Source organism: Serratia sp. CY29653 (genome assembly GCF_052169255.1).
Classification (GTDB): Bacteria; Pseudomonadota; Gammaproteobacteria; order Enterobacterales; family Enterobacteriaceae; genus Serratia; species Serratia sarumanii.
Genome location: NZ_JBJNLC010000003.1, coordinates 317,791 through 335,829 on the forward strand (window position 1 = coordinate 317,791; position 18,039 = coordinate 335,829).

Genomic DNA, 18,039 nt, shown 5'->3' on the forward strand with positions numbered 1-18,039 from the left:
TTCTCATCGGATACATCCCGCCGGCTTACGCCTGTCCGAGCTCGCGCAACGCCAGATTGAAGTGTTGCCCCAGCTCACGCCGATGAACCGGATGCTCCATCATCGACACATGGTCGCCGTTGACCTGGCTGACGCGGACGGTCGCCGGCGGCAGCAGCTTATCCCATCCCAACGCGGAAGCGTCTTCGCGGCAATATCCCGCCTGCTTGATCCTCTGCCAATACGCCTGGAACTGTGCGTTCTGCGAATTGACGGAAACCTGCTCCTGCTTCGCCTTGAACAGATGGATTTTCAGCGATGCGGGCTGCACCAGGGTCGCTTCCACCAGTTTGGCGTAGTGGTGCCGCTGCTGCCAGAGCGCCGCCTCGTCGGCCACTTCCTCACGCTGAGTCTTGATCCCGGCGCGTTGCACGGCCGCGATCGCCTCCGGCAACGGCAGCTCGGCCAACTGCTGACAGAACTGCGGATCCGGCCTTTCCTGCGTTGACTCCACCCAGTTCAGCAACAGCTGGACCGGGCTGTGCATCGCCTCCACCGGCCGCAACGTGTCGATCAACCCCAGGAAGGCGACCGCTTCCCCGGCCGATTGCAGCTGCTCGGCGATGGCATAGGCCAACACCCCGCCGGAAGAGTACCCCGCCAGATGGTATGGCCCCTGCGGCTGCACTTCGCGAATCAACGCCACGGCGCTGGCGGCCATATCGGACATGGTGGCCGGCTTCTCCTCCACCGCCGGCCACGGCACAGCGTAGACCGGGAAGGTCTCGTCGATCTCCTTGGCCAATTCAAACACGTAGGAGTGGTCGCCAAAGCCGGTCGGAACGAAGAATAGCGGCGGCCGGCTGCCGCTGCTGCGAGCCGGCACCGCTTTGCGCAGCGGAGCCTCTGCGGTGCGACGATCTATCCGCTCGGCCAGCTCGGCCAATATCGGATGGTTGAAGATCGCCTGTACCGGCAAGGTGATGCCTTGCTGACGCAGCTGGCTGGAAAGACGTACCGCCAGCAGCGAATGGCCACCGAGCTCGAAGAAATTGTCGTGGCGCCCTATCTGGCCAATCTCGAGCAGCGCGCACCATACCCGCGCCAGCGTCGTTTCGGTCTCCCCCTGAGGCGCCGCATACTCCCGAGTGCCGACTGCCGCGCGCTCCGGCTCCGGCAAGGCACGCCGATCCAGTTTGCCGTTGGCGGTCAACGGCAGCGCATCCAGCCAGACATAAGCCGACGGCACCATGTACTCCGGCAAACGTTCGCTCAGATAGGCCCGTAGCTGTCCCTGCAACGCGCTGCGGTCAACGTCGGCCGTCGGTACGATCCAGGCGACCAGGCGCGGATGATGTTCCGTCGAACAAACCTGCACCACCGCTTCCCGCACCCACGGGCTCGCCGCCAGCTGCACCTCAATCTCGCCCGGTTCGATGCGGAACCCGCGCAGCTTGATCTGCTGATCGCATCGCCCCTGGTATTCAAGACTGCCGTCCGGTAAATAACGCGCCAGATCGCCGGTGCGATACATGCGGCGGCCGCCGACCGGATTGAACGGATCGCTCAGGAAGCGCTGTGCCGTCAGCTCCGGTCGGTTCAGGTAGCCCAACGCCACCCCCACGCCGCCGATATGCAATTCCCCCACCGCCCCCATCGGCACCGGGCGCCCGCGAGCGTCCAGCAAGTAAGCGCGGGTATTGCCGATCGGTTTCCCAATCGGCAAGCGCGCCTCCCCTTCAGCCCGCTCGATACGTGCCGTTGTCGCAAAGGTGGTGGTCTCCGTCGGCCCATAGGCATGGATCAGGTGCACCGGCCCCCGCTCTTGCAACAACCGCGCATAAGCGCCCGGATCCTCTTTCTCCCCTCCGCTAATCAGATATTTCAACTGCGCCAGTGCGCCGCTGATGCTGTGCACATACTGATTGAACAGCGCAGTGGTCAAGAACAGCGTGGTGATGCGATGGCGTTGCAGTTCGGCCGCCAGACGCTCGGCCTCCATCATCACCTCCGGCGCGATCACCACCAGCGCACCGCCATTCAACAGGGCGGCCCAAACCTCCATCGTGCTGGCATCAAATGCCGGGTTGGCGGCAAAGGCGATGCGGTCGTCGGCGTCAAAGGCGGCGTAGCGGTTGTTGCGCACCAGACGCGTGATACCCTGGTGCGGCGTCATGACGCCTTTCGGCGTACCGGTCGAGCCGGAGGTATACATGATGTAAGCCGTCGCGCCGCTCGACACGCGCAACGCCGGGTTACCGTTATGATCTTCAGCTTCGCGATCCTCGACCGTCAGCTGCGGGATCTCCTCGTCGCCGATGGCGTCCGTCAACATCAGGCAGGCGCCGCTGTCGTCGGCGATCCACGCCTGACGCGCGGCCGGCAGTTGCGGATCGATGGGCACATACGCCGCCCCGGCCTTGATTACCGCCAATTGGGCGCAGACCAGTTCGATGCTGCGCGCCAGCCGCACCGCGACCCGGTCGCCCGGTTGTACGCCGCGCTCAATCAGCCGATGCGCCAACCGGTTGGCGCGCGCATTCAACTGTGCGTAGCTGAGCCGTTGCGCATCCTGGATCAAAGCGATGGCCTGCGGCGTCTGCCGCGCCTGCTGTTCAAACAGTTCGTGCACGCAGGTATCCGCCGGGTAAGCTTCCGCCGTATGATTCCAGCGGCACAGCTGCAGCGCATACTCTTCATCCGGCATCACCTCCAGTTCACAGACCGGTGTCTGAGGCGCCTGCTCCAATGCCTGCGCCAATGCGCTCAACGCCTGCGCCATATAGCCACACACGCGCTGCGCTTCAATCGGCTGCCTGACCTGCGCCGTCAGGCCCAGCGAATCACCGCCGTCCTCGACCGACAGCACGAACGGATAGTTGGTGCGTTCCTGGCTATCGAGCAGCGTCACGCCGGTCGGCAATGCGGTATCCTCGCCGCTGTTATGCCGGTAGTTCAGCAGGGCACTGAACAGCGGCGTGCCCGCGGCGACGCCGCTGCAGCGCTGCGCCAACGCCAGCGGCGCATGCTCATGGGCCAGCAGCCCGCTCAGCCGGATGTGCGCCTGCAACACCGCCGATTCCGCGCCGACCTCGTTGACATCCAGCCGCAGCGGCAACGTATTGATAAACAATCCGAGCGCCCGTTCCGCCCCGTCTCCGGCCTGCATGCGGCCCAACAATACGGTGCCGAATACCACCTCATCGCGGCCGGTAGCGCGCGCCAACACCTGCGCCCAGGCCAGGTGGCACAGGCTGGCCAGGCTGACGCCCAGCCGCCGCGCCTGCCGCCGCAACTGTTGGTTGAGCGCAGGCGGTAAGGCCAGGTGCGCCGTCGAGATATCCCGCCCTTCGCCATGCACGTCGCTCAGGCCGAACGGCAGCGACGGTTCATCGATATCCGCCAGCATAGTGCGGAAGAACCGTTCGTGTTCTGCCTTGCTGACGCCGAGCCTTGCCTGCGCCACCGCGTTGCGGAACGGCGGTGCCTTGGCCAGTTCGTCCCCGCGCCCGGCCAGGATCAGGTTGATCTCCTCCTGCATCACCGCCAGGGTCGAGTGGTCGCCGATCAGGTGATGCCATTGCTGGAGCACGCACCAACTGCCTTCTTCCCCCTGTGCGGCGACAAAGCTCAGCAACGGTGCGCGCGTCAGATCAGGCCGCACGCGGCGCGGATCAAACAACGCCGTCAGCCGCGAACCGATCTCGCCCTCTGCCGGATTGAGCCGCAGTTCTCGCAGCGACAACTCGGCTTTGCGCCACACCACCTGCACCGGTGATGACACGCCCTGCGTGATGAACGCGGTGCGCAGAATGTCATGGCGATCGATCACCTGCTGCATCGCCGCCAGCCAGGCGTCCAGGCGCGCACGGCTGTCGAAACGCAGCACCGCGGACAGCTGGTACGGGTCGCCCCGTTCCGCCAGCAGATGGTGGAACAAAATCCCCTCCTGCAGCGGCGACAAGGCGTAGATATCCTGTACGTTGGCCACGCCGCCCGGCACCTGCGCCACCACCGCGTCGATCTCCGGCTGGCTCAGCGTCGCCAGCGGCAACATCTCCGGCGTAATGGCTACGCAGCCCGGTAGGATACCGTTGGCCGGCACGCTCACTTCCTGCTGCGTGACCAACGTCTGCGCCAGCGTTGACAGCGTCGGCGCGGTGAACAGCGTTTGCACCCCGGCGCTCAGCCCGACACGGCGCAGCTGCGCCATCAACTTCACCGCCAGCAGCGAGTGGCCGCCCAATTCGAAGAAGTTATCGTGGCGCCCGACCCGCTCAATGCCCAGCAGCTCGCGCCAGATCCCCGCCAGCAGCGTTTCCAGTTCGCCTTCAGGTTCGGCGTAAACCTCACGCACGTAGGCGTCCTCCTGCGGCTCAGGCAGCGCGCGCCGATCCAGTTTGCCGTTCGGCGTCAGCGGTAGCGTATCCAGCGCCACCCAGGCCGCCGGCAGCATAAACTCCGGCAACATCCCCGCCAGATACTGTCGCAGCGTCACCGCCAACGTCTGGCGATCCGCGTCAGCCTCCGGCACCACCCAAGCTACCAGTCGCTTATTGTCCGCTTCGCCGAGGACATCCACCACCGCTTCGCGCACCGCCGAATGACCGGCCACTCGCGCCTCGATCTCACCGCATTCGATGCGGAAGCCGCGAATTTTCACCTGCCGATCGTTGCGTCCCAGGTAGTCGATATTGCCGTCCGGCAGATAGCGTGCCAGATCGCCGGTGCGATACATCCGCTCGCCTGGGTTAAACGGATCCGCCAGGAATCGCTCTGCCGTTAACTCTGCGCGGTTGAGATAACCCAGCGCCACCCCGGGGCCGGCGATGTAGATCTCGCCGGTCGCGCCGAGCGGCACCGGTTGCCCGTGCTCATCCAGCAGATAAATCCGGGTATTGCCGATCGGCCGCCCGATAGGCAAACGCTGCCATGGATCCACTCGCTCGATCGTGGCCGTCGTGGCGAACACCGTACACTCGGTCGGCCCATAAGCGTTGATCAGCCGTACCGGCCCAGCCTCTTTCAGCATGCGGGCAAAGGCGTGCGGATCCGCCGCTTCACCGCCGCTCAGCAGATATTTCAACTGCGCCAGCGTCGCGGCGATGCTATGGGCATATTGGTTAAACAACGAGGTGGTCAGGAACAAGACGTTAATCCCTTGCCGCACCAGCGCCGCCGCCAACGCCTCGGCTTCCGTCAACACTTCCGGCGCAATGATCGCCAGACTGGCGCCATTCAACAGGGCTCCCCACATTTCCAGCGTGCTGGCGTCAAACGCCGGATTGGCGGCGAAAGCGAAGCGATCGCCGCGTTCAAACGACGCAAAACGATTGTTGATCGCCAGCCGGAGGATGCCTTGGTGCGTCACCATGACGCCTTTAGGCGTACCGGTCGAGCCCGAGGTATACATGATGTAGGCCGGCGCGTCGCCGGCGCGAGGCACCGCCGGATCGTGGGTCGGATTCTGCCGCAGCCGATCGATACGCAGGCAGGCGATCTCGCCGGCTATCTCGCGGTCGATATCGCGATCGCACAGGATCAACGACGCCCCGCTGTCGCCGATGATCCACGCCTGCCGCGCTACGGGCAGGTGCGGATCGAGCGGCACATAAGCGGCCCCCGCCTTGAGGATCGCCAGCTGGGCGATGACCAGAGAAACGCTGCGTTCAAGCGACGTGGCCACGCGATCGCCCGGGCGCACGCCCTGTGCGATGAGTTGGTGCGCCAGTTGGTTGGCGTGGGCGTTCAATTGAGCGTAGCTCAGGCTGTCCCGATCGTTCACCACCGCAACGGCGTCCGGCGTGCGCTGCGCCCACTGTTCGAACAGGACGTGGGCACTGCTCTGCGCCGGATAAACTTCCGCGGTTCGGTTCCAGCCGTACAACAACAGTTCACGCTCGGCAGCCGGCAGCAGGTCGAGATGTGACGCAGGCTGCGTAGCATTTGTCGCCATCGCCCGCAGCACCTGCACCAGGTAAACGCCGTAACGTTCGGCGGTAGCGCGGTCGAACAGCGCCGTGGCGAAGTTCAGCGTCCCGCTGATTTGCTCGTCGCGCTCCGCCAGATCGAGCGTCAAATCATACTTGGCGATCTGATAGCCCAACTCGGCACTCTCGGCCTGCAGCCCAGGCAGCGAGATATCGCGCACCGAGCCGTCCTGCCAGGCCAACATCACCTGGAACAGCGGGGTATAACCCAGGTGGCGCGGCGGATTGACCAGCTCCACCACCTGCTCGAACGGCAGATCGCGATTTTCCTGCGCCGTCAGCACCGCGTGGCGGATCCGCGCGATCAGCGTCGGCAGATCCGGATCGTCGCGAAGATCGATGCGCAGCGCCAGCGTGCTGACGAAGAAGCCGACCAGCGATTCGGTTTCCAGCCGGCCACGGTTGGCCTCCGGCGTGCCGATCACCAGCTCCTGCTGCCCGGCCATGCGCGCCAGCACCAGGCTCCAGGCCGCCAGCACCGTCATGAACAGCGTGCCGCCATGCTGCCGGCTGAACTGCCGCAGCGCCTGCGTCAACTCGGCGTCGATCGCGATCGGCACCTCACCGCCGCTGAAAGACTGCACCGTCGGACGCGGCCGGTCGGTCGGCAGCGTCAGCAGCGCCGGCGCACCGCTCAGCGTTTCGCGCCAGTATTGCGCCTGCGCCGCCAACCGCTCCGGCGTCAGATAGCGACGCTGCCAGGCGGCGTAATCCGCGTATTGCAGCGTCAGCGGCGGCAGCGGATCGGCATCGCCGCGACGGAAAGCGCCGTACAACGCCCCCAGTTCACGCAGCAGAATGCCGGTCGACCAACCGTCGGAAATGATGTGATGACAGGTGAGCAGGAACAGATGCTCCTCATCCGCCAGGCGGATCAGCGCGGCGCGCACCAGCGGCCCCTGCGTCAAATCGAAAGGCGCCTCCGTCAGGCGCTGCGCCAGTTGCCGCGCCTGGCTCTGAGCATCCTGCCGCCCACGCAGATCGTGAACCGTCAACGGCAGCGCGTCTGCCGGCAGAATGTGCGCCTGCGGCTGCCCCTCGACGGTGACAAACCGGCTGCGCAACGCTTCGTGGCGGGCATAGAGCGCATCCAGGCTCTGCCGCCAGGCGGGCAGATCCAGCTCGCCGCGCAGGCTCAGCGCCAGGGGAATATGGTAAGTTTCACTCAGGCCTTCCAACTGCGTCAGGAACCACAACCGCTGCTGAGCAAACGACAGCGGCAACGCGGCGCCGCGTGGCATAGCCTCGATCGGCGGCAGCGCCTCATCGGTTCTCCGAAGTTGCTGCGCTAATGCCAGCAGCGTCGGGTTGGCGAACAGGACCTGCAACGGCAGCTGCCATTCCATCTGCTGCAGACGGTTGGTCAGACGCACCGCCAGCAGCGAGTGGCCCCCCAGCTCGAAGAAGTTATCGTGGCGCCCGACCCGCTCCACGTTCAGCAGCTCGCGCCAGATCGCCGCCAGCAGCGTTTCGTGTTCACCCTGCGGCGCTTCGTACGCTGCCTGGCTCTGCGCCCCCTGCGGCTCCGGCAACGCCCGCCGATCCAGTTTGCCGTTCGGCGACAGCGGCAACGCCGCGACCACCACCCAGGCCGACGGCACCATATAGTCCGGCAGCGCCGCGCTCACATGCTGCCGCAGCGCGCCCGCCAACGTTTCTTCCGCCACGTCCGCGGCCGGCACCACCCACGCCACCAGCCGTTTGTCGTCGCCCACCGCCCGCGCATCCACCACCGCTTCGCGCACCGCCGGGTGCGTCGCCAGCGCCGCCTCTATCTCCCCGCATTCGATGCGGAAGCCGCGGATTTTTACCTGCTGATCGTTGCGCCCCAGGTACTCGATGTCGCCGTTCGCCAGATAACGCGCCACGTCGCCGGTGCGGTACATCCGCCCGCCCGGCGCGAACGGATCGCTCAAGAAGCGCTCCGCCGTCAGTTCAGGCCGGTTCAGGTAGCCCCGCGCCACCTGCACCCCGCCGATATACAGCTCGCCCACCGCCCCCAGCGGCACCGGCTGCCCGCGCTCGTCCAGCAGGTAGATGCGCGTGTTGGCGATCGGCCGCCCGATCGGCACCGACGCCCGCTCCGCCTCCCGCGAACAGTGCCAGGCGGTGACGTCCACCGCCGCCTCCGTCGGCCCATACAGGTTATGCAACTCCGCCTGCGGCAGCCGGCGGTAAAACTCCGCCACCAGCGCCGCCGGCAGCGCTTCCCCGCTGCACATCACCCGCACCACCTGGCCGCAGCGCGTTGCCGCATGCCCGTCCGCCAGGAAGCTTTGCAGCATCGACGGCACGAAGTGCAGCGTGGTGACGCCATACTGTTCGATCGCGCGGCTCAGGTAGTCCGGATCCTTGTGCCCTTCCGGCTTCGCCATCACCAGGCGCGCGCCGACCATCAACGGCCAGAAGAACTCCCACACCGAGACGTCGAAGCCGAACGGTGTTTTTTGCAGCACCGTGTCCGCCGCCGTCAGGCCGTAGGCCTCCTGCATCCACACCAGCCGGTTGACCACCCCGCGGTGTTCGTTCATCGCGCCCTTCGGTTTACCGGTCGAGCCCGAGGTATAAATCACGTACGCCAGGTGCGACGCCTGCGCGCGCGGTGCCGGGTTCTCGGCGCTCAGCGTCTCCGGCAACGCGGCCTCCAGCGCCAGCTGCGGCGTCACGGGTTCGCCCAGCGCCGCCCGGCCGGCGGCGTCCGCCAGCAGCAGCACCGGGTCGGCATCCTGCAGGATGTACTGCAGGCGTTCGCCCGGATAGGCCGGATCGAGCGGCACATAGGCGCCGCCGGCCTTGAGGATACCGAACAGCGCCGTCACCATGTTCAGGCCGCGTTCGGCGCACACCGCCACCCGGCTGTCAGGGCCGACGCCGCGCGCTATCAGCGCGTGCGCCAGCCGGTTGGCGCGGGCGTTCAGCTGGGCGTAGCTCAGGCTTTCCGCGCCGCTCACCAGCGCGGTGGCGTGCGGCGTGCGGCGCACCTGCTGCTCGAACAGCGCCGCCAGCGTCTGATCCAGCGGGTAGTCACGCTCGGTGCGGTTCCAGCCATGCAGCAGCAGTTCGCGTTCCGCCTCCGGCACCACCGCCAGTGAACACACCGGCGTCTCCGGCGCCTGCTCCAGCGCTTGCGCCAGTGAGCTCAGCGCCTGCACCATATAGTCACACACCCGCTGGGCATCGACCGTCTCGGTCACCTGCGCCGTCACGCCCAGCGAATCGCCGCCGTCCTCCACCGATAACACGAACGGATAGTTGGTGCGCTCTTCGGCGCTCAGCAAGCTGACGCCTTCCGGCAACGCCACTGCTTCGCCGTTGTTGTGGCGATAGTTGAGCAAGGCGCTGAACAGCGGCGCCCCAGGGCTGACGCCGCTGCAGCGCTGCGCCAATGCCAGCGGCGCATGTTCATGCGCCAGTAGCCCGCTCAGCCGCACGTGCGCCTCTCTTGCCGCCGTCTCCACGCCTCGCCGATCGATGTCCAGACGCAGCGGCAACGTGTTGATAAACAACCCCAATGCCCGTTCCGCGCCTTCGCCGCCCTGCAGACGCCCCAGCAATACGGTGCCGAACACGACCGCGTCTCGCCCGCTGACGCTCGCCAGCACCTGCGCCCAGGCCAGGTGGCACAGGCTGGCCAGGCTGACGCCCAGCCGCCGCGCCTGTCGCCGCAACCGCAGGTTCAGCGCCGAAGAGAGTGCCTGGTAGCGGCAGGCGATTTGCCGCCCTTCGCCGTGCACGTCGCTCAGGCCGAACGGCAGCACCGGCTCGCTGATATCCGCCAGCATGTCGCGGAAGAAGCTTTCGTGCTCCGCCTCGCTGAGAGCCAGGCGCGCCTGCGCCACCGCATTGCGGAACGGCTGGGCGACGCCCAACTGTGCCCCACGGCCGGCGAGGATCTCGCCGATCTCTTGCTCCATGAAGGCCAGCGTGGAGTGATCGCCAATCAGATGATGCCACTTCTGCAAGGCGCACCAGCTGCCGTCCTCCTCCTGCGTGACGGTAAAGTTGAGCAGCGGCGCGCGGGTCAGATCCTGCCGCTGCTGCAACGGATCAAAGCTGGCCGCCAGCTGTCGCCAAATCGGGCCGTCAGCCGGATCGAAACGCCGCTCGCTCAGCGCCAGCTCAGCCTTGCGCCACACCACCTGCACCGGCGAGGACATGCCCTGCGTGATGAACGCGGTGCGCAGAATGTCATGGCGATCGATCACCTGCTGCACCGCCGCCAGCCAGGCGTCCAGGCGCGCACGGCTGTCGAAACGCAGCACCGCGGACAGCTGGTACGGGTCACCCCGTTCCGCCAGCAGATGGTGGAACAAAATCCCCTCCTGCAGCGGCGACAAGGCGTAGATGTCCTGTACGTTGGCCACGCCGCCCGGCACCTGCGCCACCACCGCGTCGATCTCCGGCTGGCTCAGCGTCGCCAGCGGCAACATCTCCGGCGTAATGGAAGCCCCGCCCGGTAAAATCCGGTTTTCCGGTATGTCGACCTCACCTTGCGCGCTCATCGCCTGCGCCAGCGCCGACAGCGTCGGCGTTGAGAACAGCGTCTGCACGTTCGCTCCCCAACCGGCGCGCCGCAGCTGAGCCATCAACTTCACCGCCAGCAGCGAGTGGCCCCCCAGTTCGAAGAAGTTATCGTGGCGGCCCACCTGCTCCACGTTCAGCAGCTCGCGCCAGATCCCCGCCAGCAGCGTTTCGTGTTCACCCTGCGGCGCTTCATACGCCGCCTGGCTCTGCGCCCCCTGCGGCTCCGGCAACGCCCGACGATCCAGTTTGCCGTTCGGCGACAGCGGCAACGCCGCCACCACCACCCAGGCCGACGGCACCATATAGTCCGGCAGCGCCGCGCTCACATGCTGCCGCAGCGCGCCCGCCAGCGTCTCTTCCGCCACGTCCGCGGCCGGCACCACCCACGCCACCAGCCGTTTGTCGTCGCCTACCGCCCGTGCATCCACCACCGCTTCGCGCACCGCCGGGTGCGTCGCCAGCGCCGCCTCTATCTCCCCGCATTCGATGCGGAAGCCGCGGATTTTTACCTGCTGATCGTTGCGCCCCAGGTACTCGATGTCGCCGTTCGCCAGATAACGCGCCACGTCGCCGGTGCGGTACATGCGGCCGCCCGGCGCGAACGGATCGGCAAGGAAACGTTCTGCCGTCAGTTCAGGCCGATTCAGGTAGCCCCGCGCCACCTGCACCCCGCCGATATACAGCTCGCCCACCGCCCCCAGCGGCACCGGCTGCCCGCGCTCGTCCAGCAGGTAGATGCGCGTGTTGGCGATCGGCCGCCCGATCGGCACCGACACCCGCTCCGCCTCCCGCGAACAGTGCCAGGCGGTGACGTCCACCGCCGCCTCCGTCGGCCCATACAGGTTATGCAACTCCGCCTGCGGCAGCCGGCGGTAAAACTCCGCCACCAGCGCCGCCGGCAGCGCTTCCCCGCTGCACATCACCCGCACCACCTGGCCGCAGCGCGTTGCCGCCTGCCCGTCCGCCAGGAAGCTTTGCAGCATCGACGGCACGAAGTGCAGCGTGGTGACGCCGTACTGTTCGATCGCGCGGCTCAGGTAGTCCGGATCCTTGTGCCCTTCCGGCTTCGCCATCACCAGGCGCGCGCCGACCATCAACGGCCAGAAGAACTCCCACACCGAGACGTCGAAGCCGAACGGTGTTTTTTGCAGCACCGTGTCCGCCGCCGTCAGGCCGTAGGCCTCCTGCATCCACACCAGCCGGTTGACCACCCCGCGGTGTTCGTTCATCGCGCCCTTCGGTTTACCGGTCGAGCCCGAGGTGTAAATCACGTACGCCAGGTGCGACGCCTGCGCGCGCGGTGCCGGGTTCTCGGCGCTCAGCGTCTCCGGCAACGCCGCCTCCAGCGCCAGCTGCGGCGTCACGGGTTCGCCCAGCGCCGCCCGGCCGGCGGCGTCCGCCAGCAGCAGCACCGGGTCGGCATCCTGCAGGATGTACTGCAGGCGTTCGCCCGGATAGGCTGGATCGAGCGGCACATAGGCGCCGCCGGCCTTGAGGATACCGAACAGCGCCGTCACCATGTTCAGGCCGCGTTCGGCGCACACCGCCACCCGGCTGTCCGGGCCGACGCCGCGCGCTATCAGCGCGTGCGCCAGCCGGTTGGCGCGGGCGTTCAGCTGGGCGTAGCTCAGGCTTTCCGCGCCGCTCACCAGCGCGGTGGCGTGCGGCGTGCGGCGCACCTGCTGCTCGAACAGCGCCGCCAGCGTCTGATCCAGCGGGTAGTCACGCTCGGTGCGGTTCCAGCCATGCAGCAGATGCTCCCGTTCGGCGGGCGGCAACAAATCGATATGGGATACTGACCGTGGGCTATTCAGCGTCATCGCCCGCAGCGCCTGTACTAGGTAAACGCCGTAGCGTTCGGCGGTGGCGCGATCGAACAATGCCGTGGCGAAGTTCAGCGTACCGCTGATGCCTTCGCCGGTATCGGCCAGATCGAGCGTCAGATCAAACTTCGCCGCGCTGTATTCCAGCCCGGCCAGCTCGGCCTGCAGCCCAGGCAGCGGAATATCGCGTACCGAGCCGTCCTGCCAGGCCAGCATCACCTGGAACAGCGGGGTATAACCCAGGTGGCGCGGCGGATTGACCAGCTCCACCACCTGCTCGAACGGCAGATCGCGATTTTCCTGCGCCGTCAGCACCGAGTGACGGATCCGCGCGATCAGCGTCGGCAGATCCGGATCGTCGCGAAGATCGATGCGCAGCGCCAGCGTGCTGACGAAGAAGCCGACCAACGATTCGGTTTCCAGCCGGCCACGGTTGGCCTCCGGCGTGCCGATCACCAGCTCCTGCTGCCCGGCCATGCGCGCCAGCACCAGGCTCCAGGCCGCCAGCACCGTCATGAACAGCGTGCCGCCATGCTGCCGGCTGAACTGCCGCAGCGCCTGCGTCAGCTCGGCGTCGATCGCGATCGGCACCTCCCCGCCGCTGAAAGACTGCACCGTCGGACGCGGCCGGTCAGTCGGCAGCGTCAGCAGCGCCGGCGCACCGATCAGCGTTTCGCGCCAGTATTGCGCCTGCGCCGCCAGCCGCTCCGGCGTCAGATAGCGACGCTGCCAGGCGGCATAATCCGGGTATTGCAGCGTCAGCGGCGGCAGCGGATCGGCATCGCCGCGACGCAAAGCGCCGTACAACGCCCCCAGTTCACGCAGCAGAATGCCGGTCGACCAACCGTCGGAAATGATGTGATGACAGGTGAGCAGGAACAGGTGCTCCTCATCCGCCAGGCGGATCAGCGCGGCGCGCACCAGCGGCCCCTGCGTCAAATCAAACGGTTGAGTGGCCGCCTGACGGCACAGCGTGTCGGCTTGCGCGGGGTGACGTCGCAGATCGTGGAACGCAAGCGGCAGCCCGTTTGCCGGCAAAATCTGCACCTGTGGCCGATCTTCCCGGGTGATGAACCGGCTACGCAGCGATTCGTGACGCGCATAGAGCGCATCCAGACTATGTTGCAGCGCCTGCCGGTCCAACCGGCCGTGCAGCCGCAGCGCCAGAGGGATATGGTAGGTTTCGCTCATCCCCTCCAACTGGGTCAGGAACCACAGACGTTGCTGAGCGAACGACAGGGGCAATTCGCCGTCGCGCGCCACCGGCAGTATCGGCTGCGGTTCCTGAGCCGGCGCAACTTTCAGCGCCTGCGCCAGCACGTGCAGTACCGGGCTGGCGAACAGCGCCTGCAACGGTAACTGCCATCCGGCCTGTTGCACGCGGTTAGCCAAGCGCACCGCCATCAGCGAATGCCCGCCCAGTTCGAAGAAGTGGTCATAGCGACCGACGCGCTCTACGCCCAGCAGCTCGCGCCAGATAGCCGCCAGCAGGTTTTCTGCCTCGCCCTGCGGCGGCGCATAGGCTTCACGCACATAGGCGTCGACCTGCGGCACCGGCAGAGCCCGCTTGTCCAATTTGCCGTTGCCGGTCAGCGGCAACGCCTCCAGCCAAACGTAAGCCACCGGCACCATATAATCCGGCAGCCGCGCCTGCAGATGCTGACGCAGCCCGGTCGCCAGCGTAGCGCGTTCGGCTTCCGGTGCCGGAACCACCCACGCCACCAGTCGCTTGCCCCCGTCGCCATCGTCAATCGCGTCCACGGCTACGCTGCGCACGCGCGGATCGGTACTCAGCTGAGCCTCCACCTCGCCGCATTCGATACGGAAACCGCGGATTTTTACCTGCTGGTCATTGCGCCCCAGGTATTCGATATCGCCACCCGGCAGATAGCGCGCCAGATCGCCGGTACGATACATGCGCGCACCCGGCGCCCGGTTGAAAGGATCATCGAGAAAACGTTCCGCCGTCAATTCGGGCCGGTTCAGGTAACCCCGCGCCACCCCTTCGCCGCCGACGTACAGTTCGCCGATCGCCCCCATCGGCACCGGTTCGCCGTCGGCGCCCAGCAGATACAAGCGCAAATCCGGGATGCGGCTGCCGATCGGACTGGTGGTGATCGCCGTATCCTGCGCCGACAGCGGTCGATAAGTCACATGCACCGTGGTCTCGGTGATACCGTACATGTTGATCAACCGTGTCTGCCGGTTCTCTGGACGAGCAAACCACGGCGCAAGATCGCAAGGCTTCAGCATTTCGCCACCGAACACGATCTCGCGTAGCTGCTGGCGCGCTTCGCTGTGCGCCTGAGCCTGGATAAAGGCTTTGAAGGCGCTCGGCGTCTGGTTCAATACCGTGATGCCGCTGCGGCAGACGAAATGATAAAAATCCGGCGCCGAGCGGGCGATCGCCTGCGGTACGATGAACAGCTGGCCGCCATACAGCCAGGCGCCCCAGATCTCCCAGACCGAGAAGTCGAAGGCGAATGAGTGGAACAGGCACCACCTGTCGGCGGCGCTGAAGTTGAACCAGGCGTTCGTCGCGCTGAACAACCGCGCGACCTGCCGGTGCTCCACCATCACCCCTTTGGGTTTGCCGGTCGAGCCGGAGGTATAAATCACATATGCCAGGTGCGCCGGGCGCACCCCGACGTCCTGCAGATCGTCGCTTTCTCCCCTCAGTGGCTGTTCCAGCGCCAGCACCGGCACCTCGCAGCCACCCAGCGCTTGTCGGCCGAGCTCATCCGCCAACAGCAGCACCGGCGCTGAGTCCGCCAGGATGTACTGTAGCCGCTCGCCGCTATAGGCGGGATCCAGCGGCACGTAGGCGCCGCCGGCTTTGAGGATCCCCAGCAGCCCGACCAGCATCGGCAGCCCGCGCCCGGCACACAGCGCCACCAGGCTGTCCGGCTGCACGCCAAGCTGTACCAGCCGATGGGCCCAACGGTTCGCCTGGGTATTCAATTCCGCGTAGGTCAGGCTGTCATCGCCATACGTCACCGCGATCGCCTCCGGCGTCCGTTTAACCTGTGCTTCGAACAACCGGTGCAGACAGGCCGTCGGCGAATGTGAAGCGACGGTGTGGTTGAGGCCCTGCAGCAACTGCGCGCGTTCTTCCTCGGAAACCAGACTGAGTTCGCCGACGGTGCGACGATGAGAACCCGCCCTCACCGCGTCGTTGAGCAGCATCAGCAGATGTTGCGTCGCCCGCAACATCTGCTCGTCAGCCACGGAGGCGGCGTCGTAGACCCAACGGAAAGCGCCGTCAGCCTTGCAGATTTGCAATACCGCGCGCGAGCCGGAAGCCATGATGGCGGCAACCCCCTCGTCTTCAGGCTGCAACCCCTGCGCCGAGCGCCGGCTGACGATCGATACCGCCGTCGGCCAAGTCTGAGACGCTCGCAGGTCCGCATCGCGCGTCAGCAACGCGGGATGATAATCGGCATGAGCGCGCAGCTGGCTATATTCCTGTTCCAGCGCGGCCAACGCCTGCTGGAAATTGCCGGTGTGATCAACAGAGACCTGCAGCGGCAGCACGCGCGCGCTCAGGTGAGCCCAACGCCCCCAATTCCGATCGTCCGGGGTGATCCACCCCAGCTGAAAATCGGTTTCATTGCACATGCGCGCCAAATAAAGGGTTGCTGCCGCCAGCACCTGCTCGCCGGCAATTTTTTCCAGGCGCTGCCAGGCCGTCGCCTGCCAGCGTGCGGGAAGATCCGCCTGGCGGCCAGGCCCCGGCGGGAACGGCGCCGGATAATAACGCGTCAGGCGCGGTTGCCAAAAAGCGGCGCTATCGGCGCTGGCGCCATACGCCGCGCCTAACAGCGAGGCTTCGGCAGCGTTAATCGTCGGCAAGACCGAGCCGACAGACAGGCCGCAGGCCTGCGCCAGCGCATCGCCTGGCTGAGCCGAGCCGTCGGCGCGCAAGAACGACCCGACGCGCACCACGCCGGGGTTCGCGGCAATTACCCAGCCGTCGGCCTCGACGTGCAGCAGGGTACCGGGTTCGGCCTGCCGCTCATCGCTCACCGCCTGCAGCGCCGTCACGCCCAACACGCGCTCCGCCAACAGCACCTTCGCCGCGCATCCCGCGCCATGGCTCAGCGAACTCACCAGGCGCTGCAGCGCCTCAGCCGGGCGATCCCAACGAATGATGCCGCCAGCAGGCGGTTGCCGACGGTTGGTGTAAAAGCTGCCGCCGGCCTCGGCATCCGCCAGCGCCGCCACTTGCCGATCCAACGCCTCGATCGTCCCCGCCGTTGATGCGTTCAGCGCCCGTAAAATAAACTGGAAACGGCGCTGCAAAACATCCAGATCGCCTAATGAATTTGCATAATCGGCGTCAGAAAAAGTGACGTCCAGCTCATTCGCCTGCTGGTCTTCATACAGCATAATCTGTAGATCGCCGGACGGAATATTCCCGCCATAATACCAACGGGTGCGGCATCCCCAGAAAGGATCTCCGTGGTCGAAAGAAACAATGTTAATTGAAGGGCCAAACCAGGCGGAATCCGTCGCGCCATTGTCACGCCGAATGTCCTCCCCACGATATAATTGATGACGAACCACTTTTGCTATTTCGGCTGCGACCTTTTGGATAAATTCGGCCAGACTCAGCTGGGGTTCAACCTTGATAATCAAAGGGACAACGTTAGAGGTCATACCAATACTGTTTCGTTCTCTCGTTCCGGTCACCGGCATGCTGAAATTAAGATATTCACTGCCGGTCAGGCTGTAGAAACATAATGCTACGGCGGCGGCCAATATATGTGCGCGGTGTACGCCGATATTGTCAGCTTGTTGCTGCAGCTGATCCAATGCCTCTTTTTCCAGCAGCTGCGTGTTGCGGTTCATCGCGGCGTCCGGGGTCAATATGGCTCTACGCGACAAACTCTGCGGCGCAGCGGCAGTATATTCCCGCCAAAAAGCCTGATCGGAAGAAAAGCGTGAGGAGTCGCGGTATTTGATGTCGTTTTCATAAAGCAGAGAGAAATTGCAGTTGGCGAATTCAGGGATGACGCCGCCGGACGCCAGCGCGTTATAGTAAGCCGCGATGCGCCGCATCACTTCCTCGGCACTGCGGCCGTCGGTGATCATATGGTGGAAACGCCGATAGAGGACATAGCGCTGCGGAGCGAGCGTAATCACATAAAAACTAAAAGGTTCCTCTCCCGTGGCGCGGCGCGGCAGCGCCGCATCCGCCACCATCCAGCGTCTGGCCGCCTGCAGGGGATCGGGTTCCTTACTGAGATCGAGTGTGAACAGCGGCTCATGTGTGCGTGGCGCGCGGTATTGATAAAGCTCACCGTCTTTTTCCACAAAATGCGCTTGCAGAGCCGGCGTTTCTTCGACGATAGCATCGATGGCTTGCCGCAGCAGCTTAACGTCGAGAGGCCCGTCAACCTGCCCATAGCCCCAGATATTGAACGACAACTCTTTGGAAATATTTTCCCCCAGCCAGAGTTCACGCTGGGCGATAGTCATTTCATGCAGTTCGACTTTCTCCGCCGCGGCCTGAGCACCCGTACGGAGTTCCCCACTCTTCACATCAGTTTGTTTGTTCATAATATTCTCTAGCACGTTTTCATTACGTTAATGAAAGGGACCGTCCGGATTTAGGCAAAGCCTGGCCGTCCGACAGTTCAGGTCAGAATAAAAAAACCGTAGAAAAGTTGGGTCTCCCCCCAACTAAGAAAGGATGAAATGGTTAATCCAGAGGTTCCCCC

1 protein-coding gene is annotated in these 18,039 nt (G+C 65.3%); it reads right to left on the reverse strand.

Features of this window, described 5'->3' with window-relative positions; all coding sequences use genetic code 11:
- Window positions 1-25: 25 nt before the first annotated feature.
- Entirely contained in the window at window positions 26-17,878 is a 17,853-nt protein-coding gene (locus ACJ8HN_RS17815; RefSeq protein ID WP_442523767.1) for an amino acid adenylation domain-containing protein, read from the reverse strand.
- Window positions 17,879-18,039: the final 161 nt, after the last annotated feature.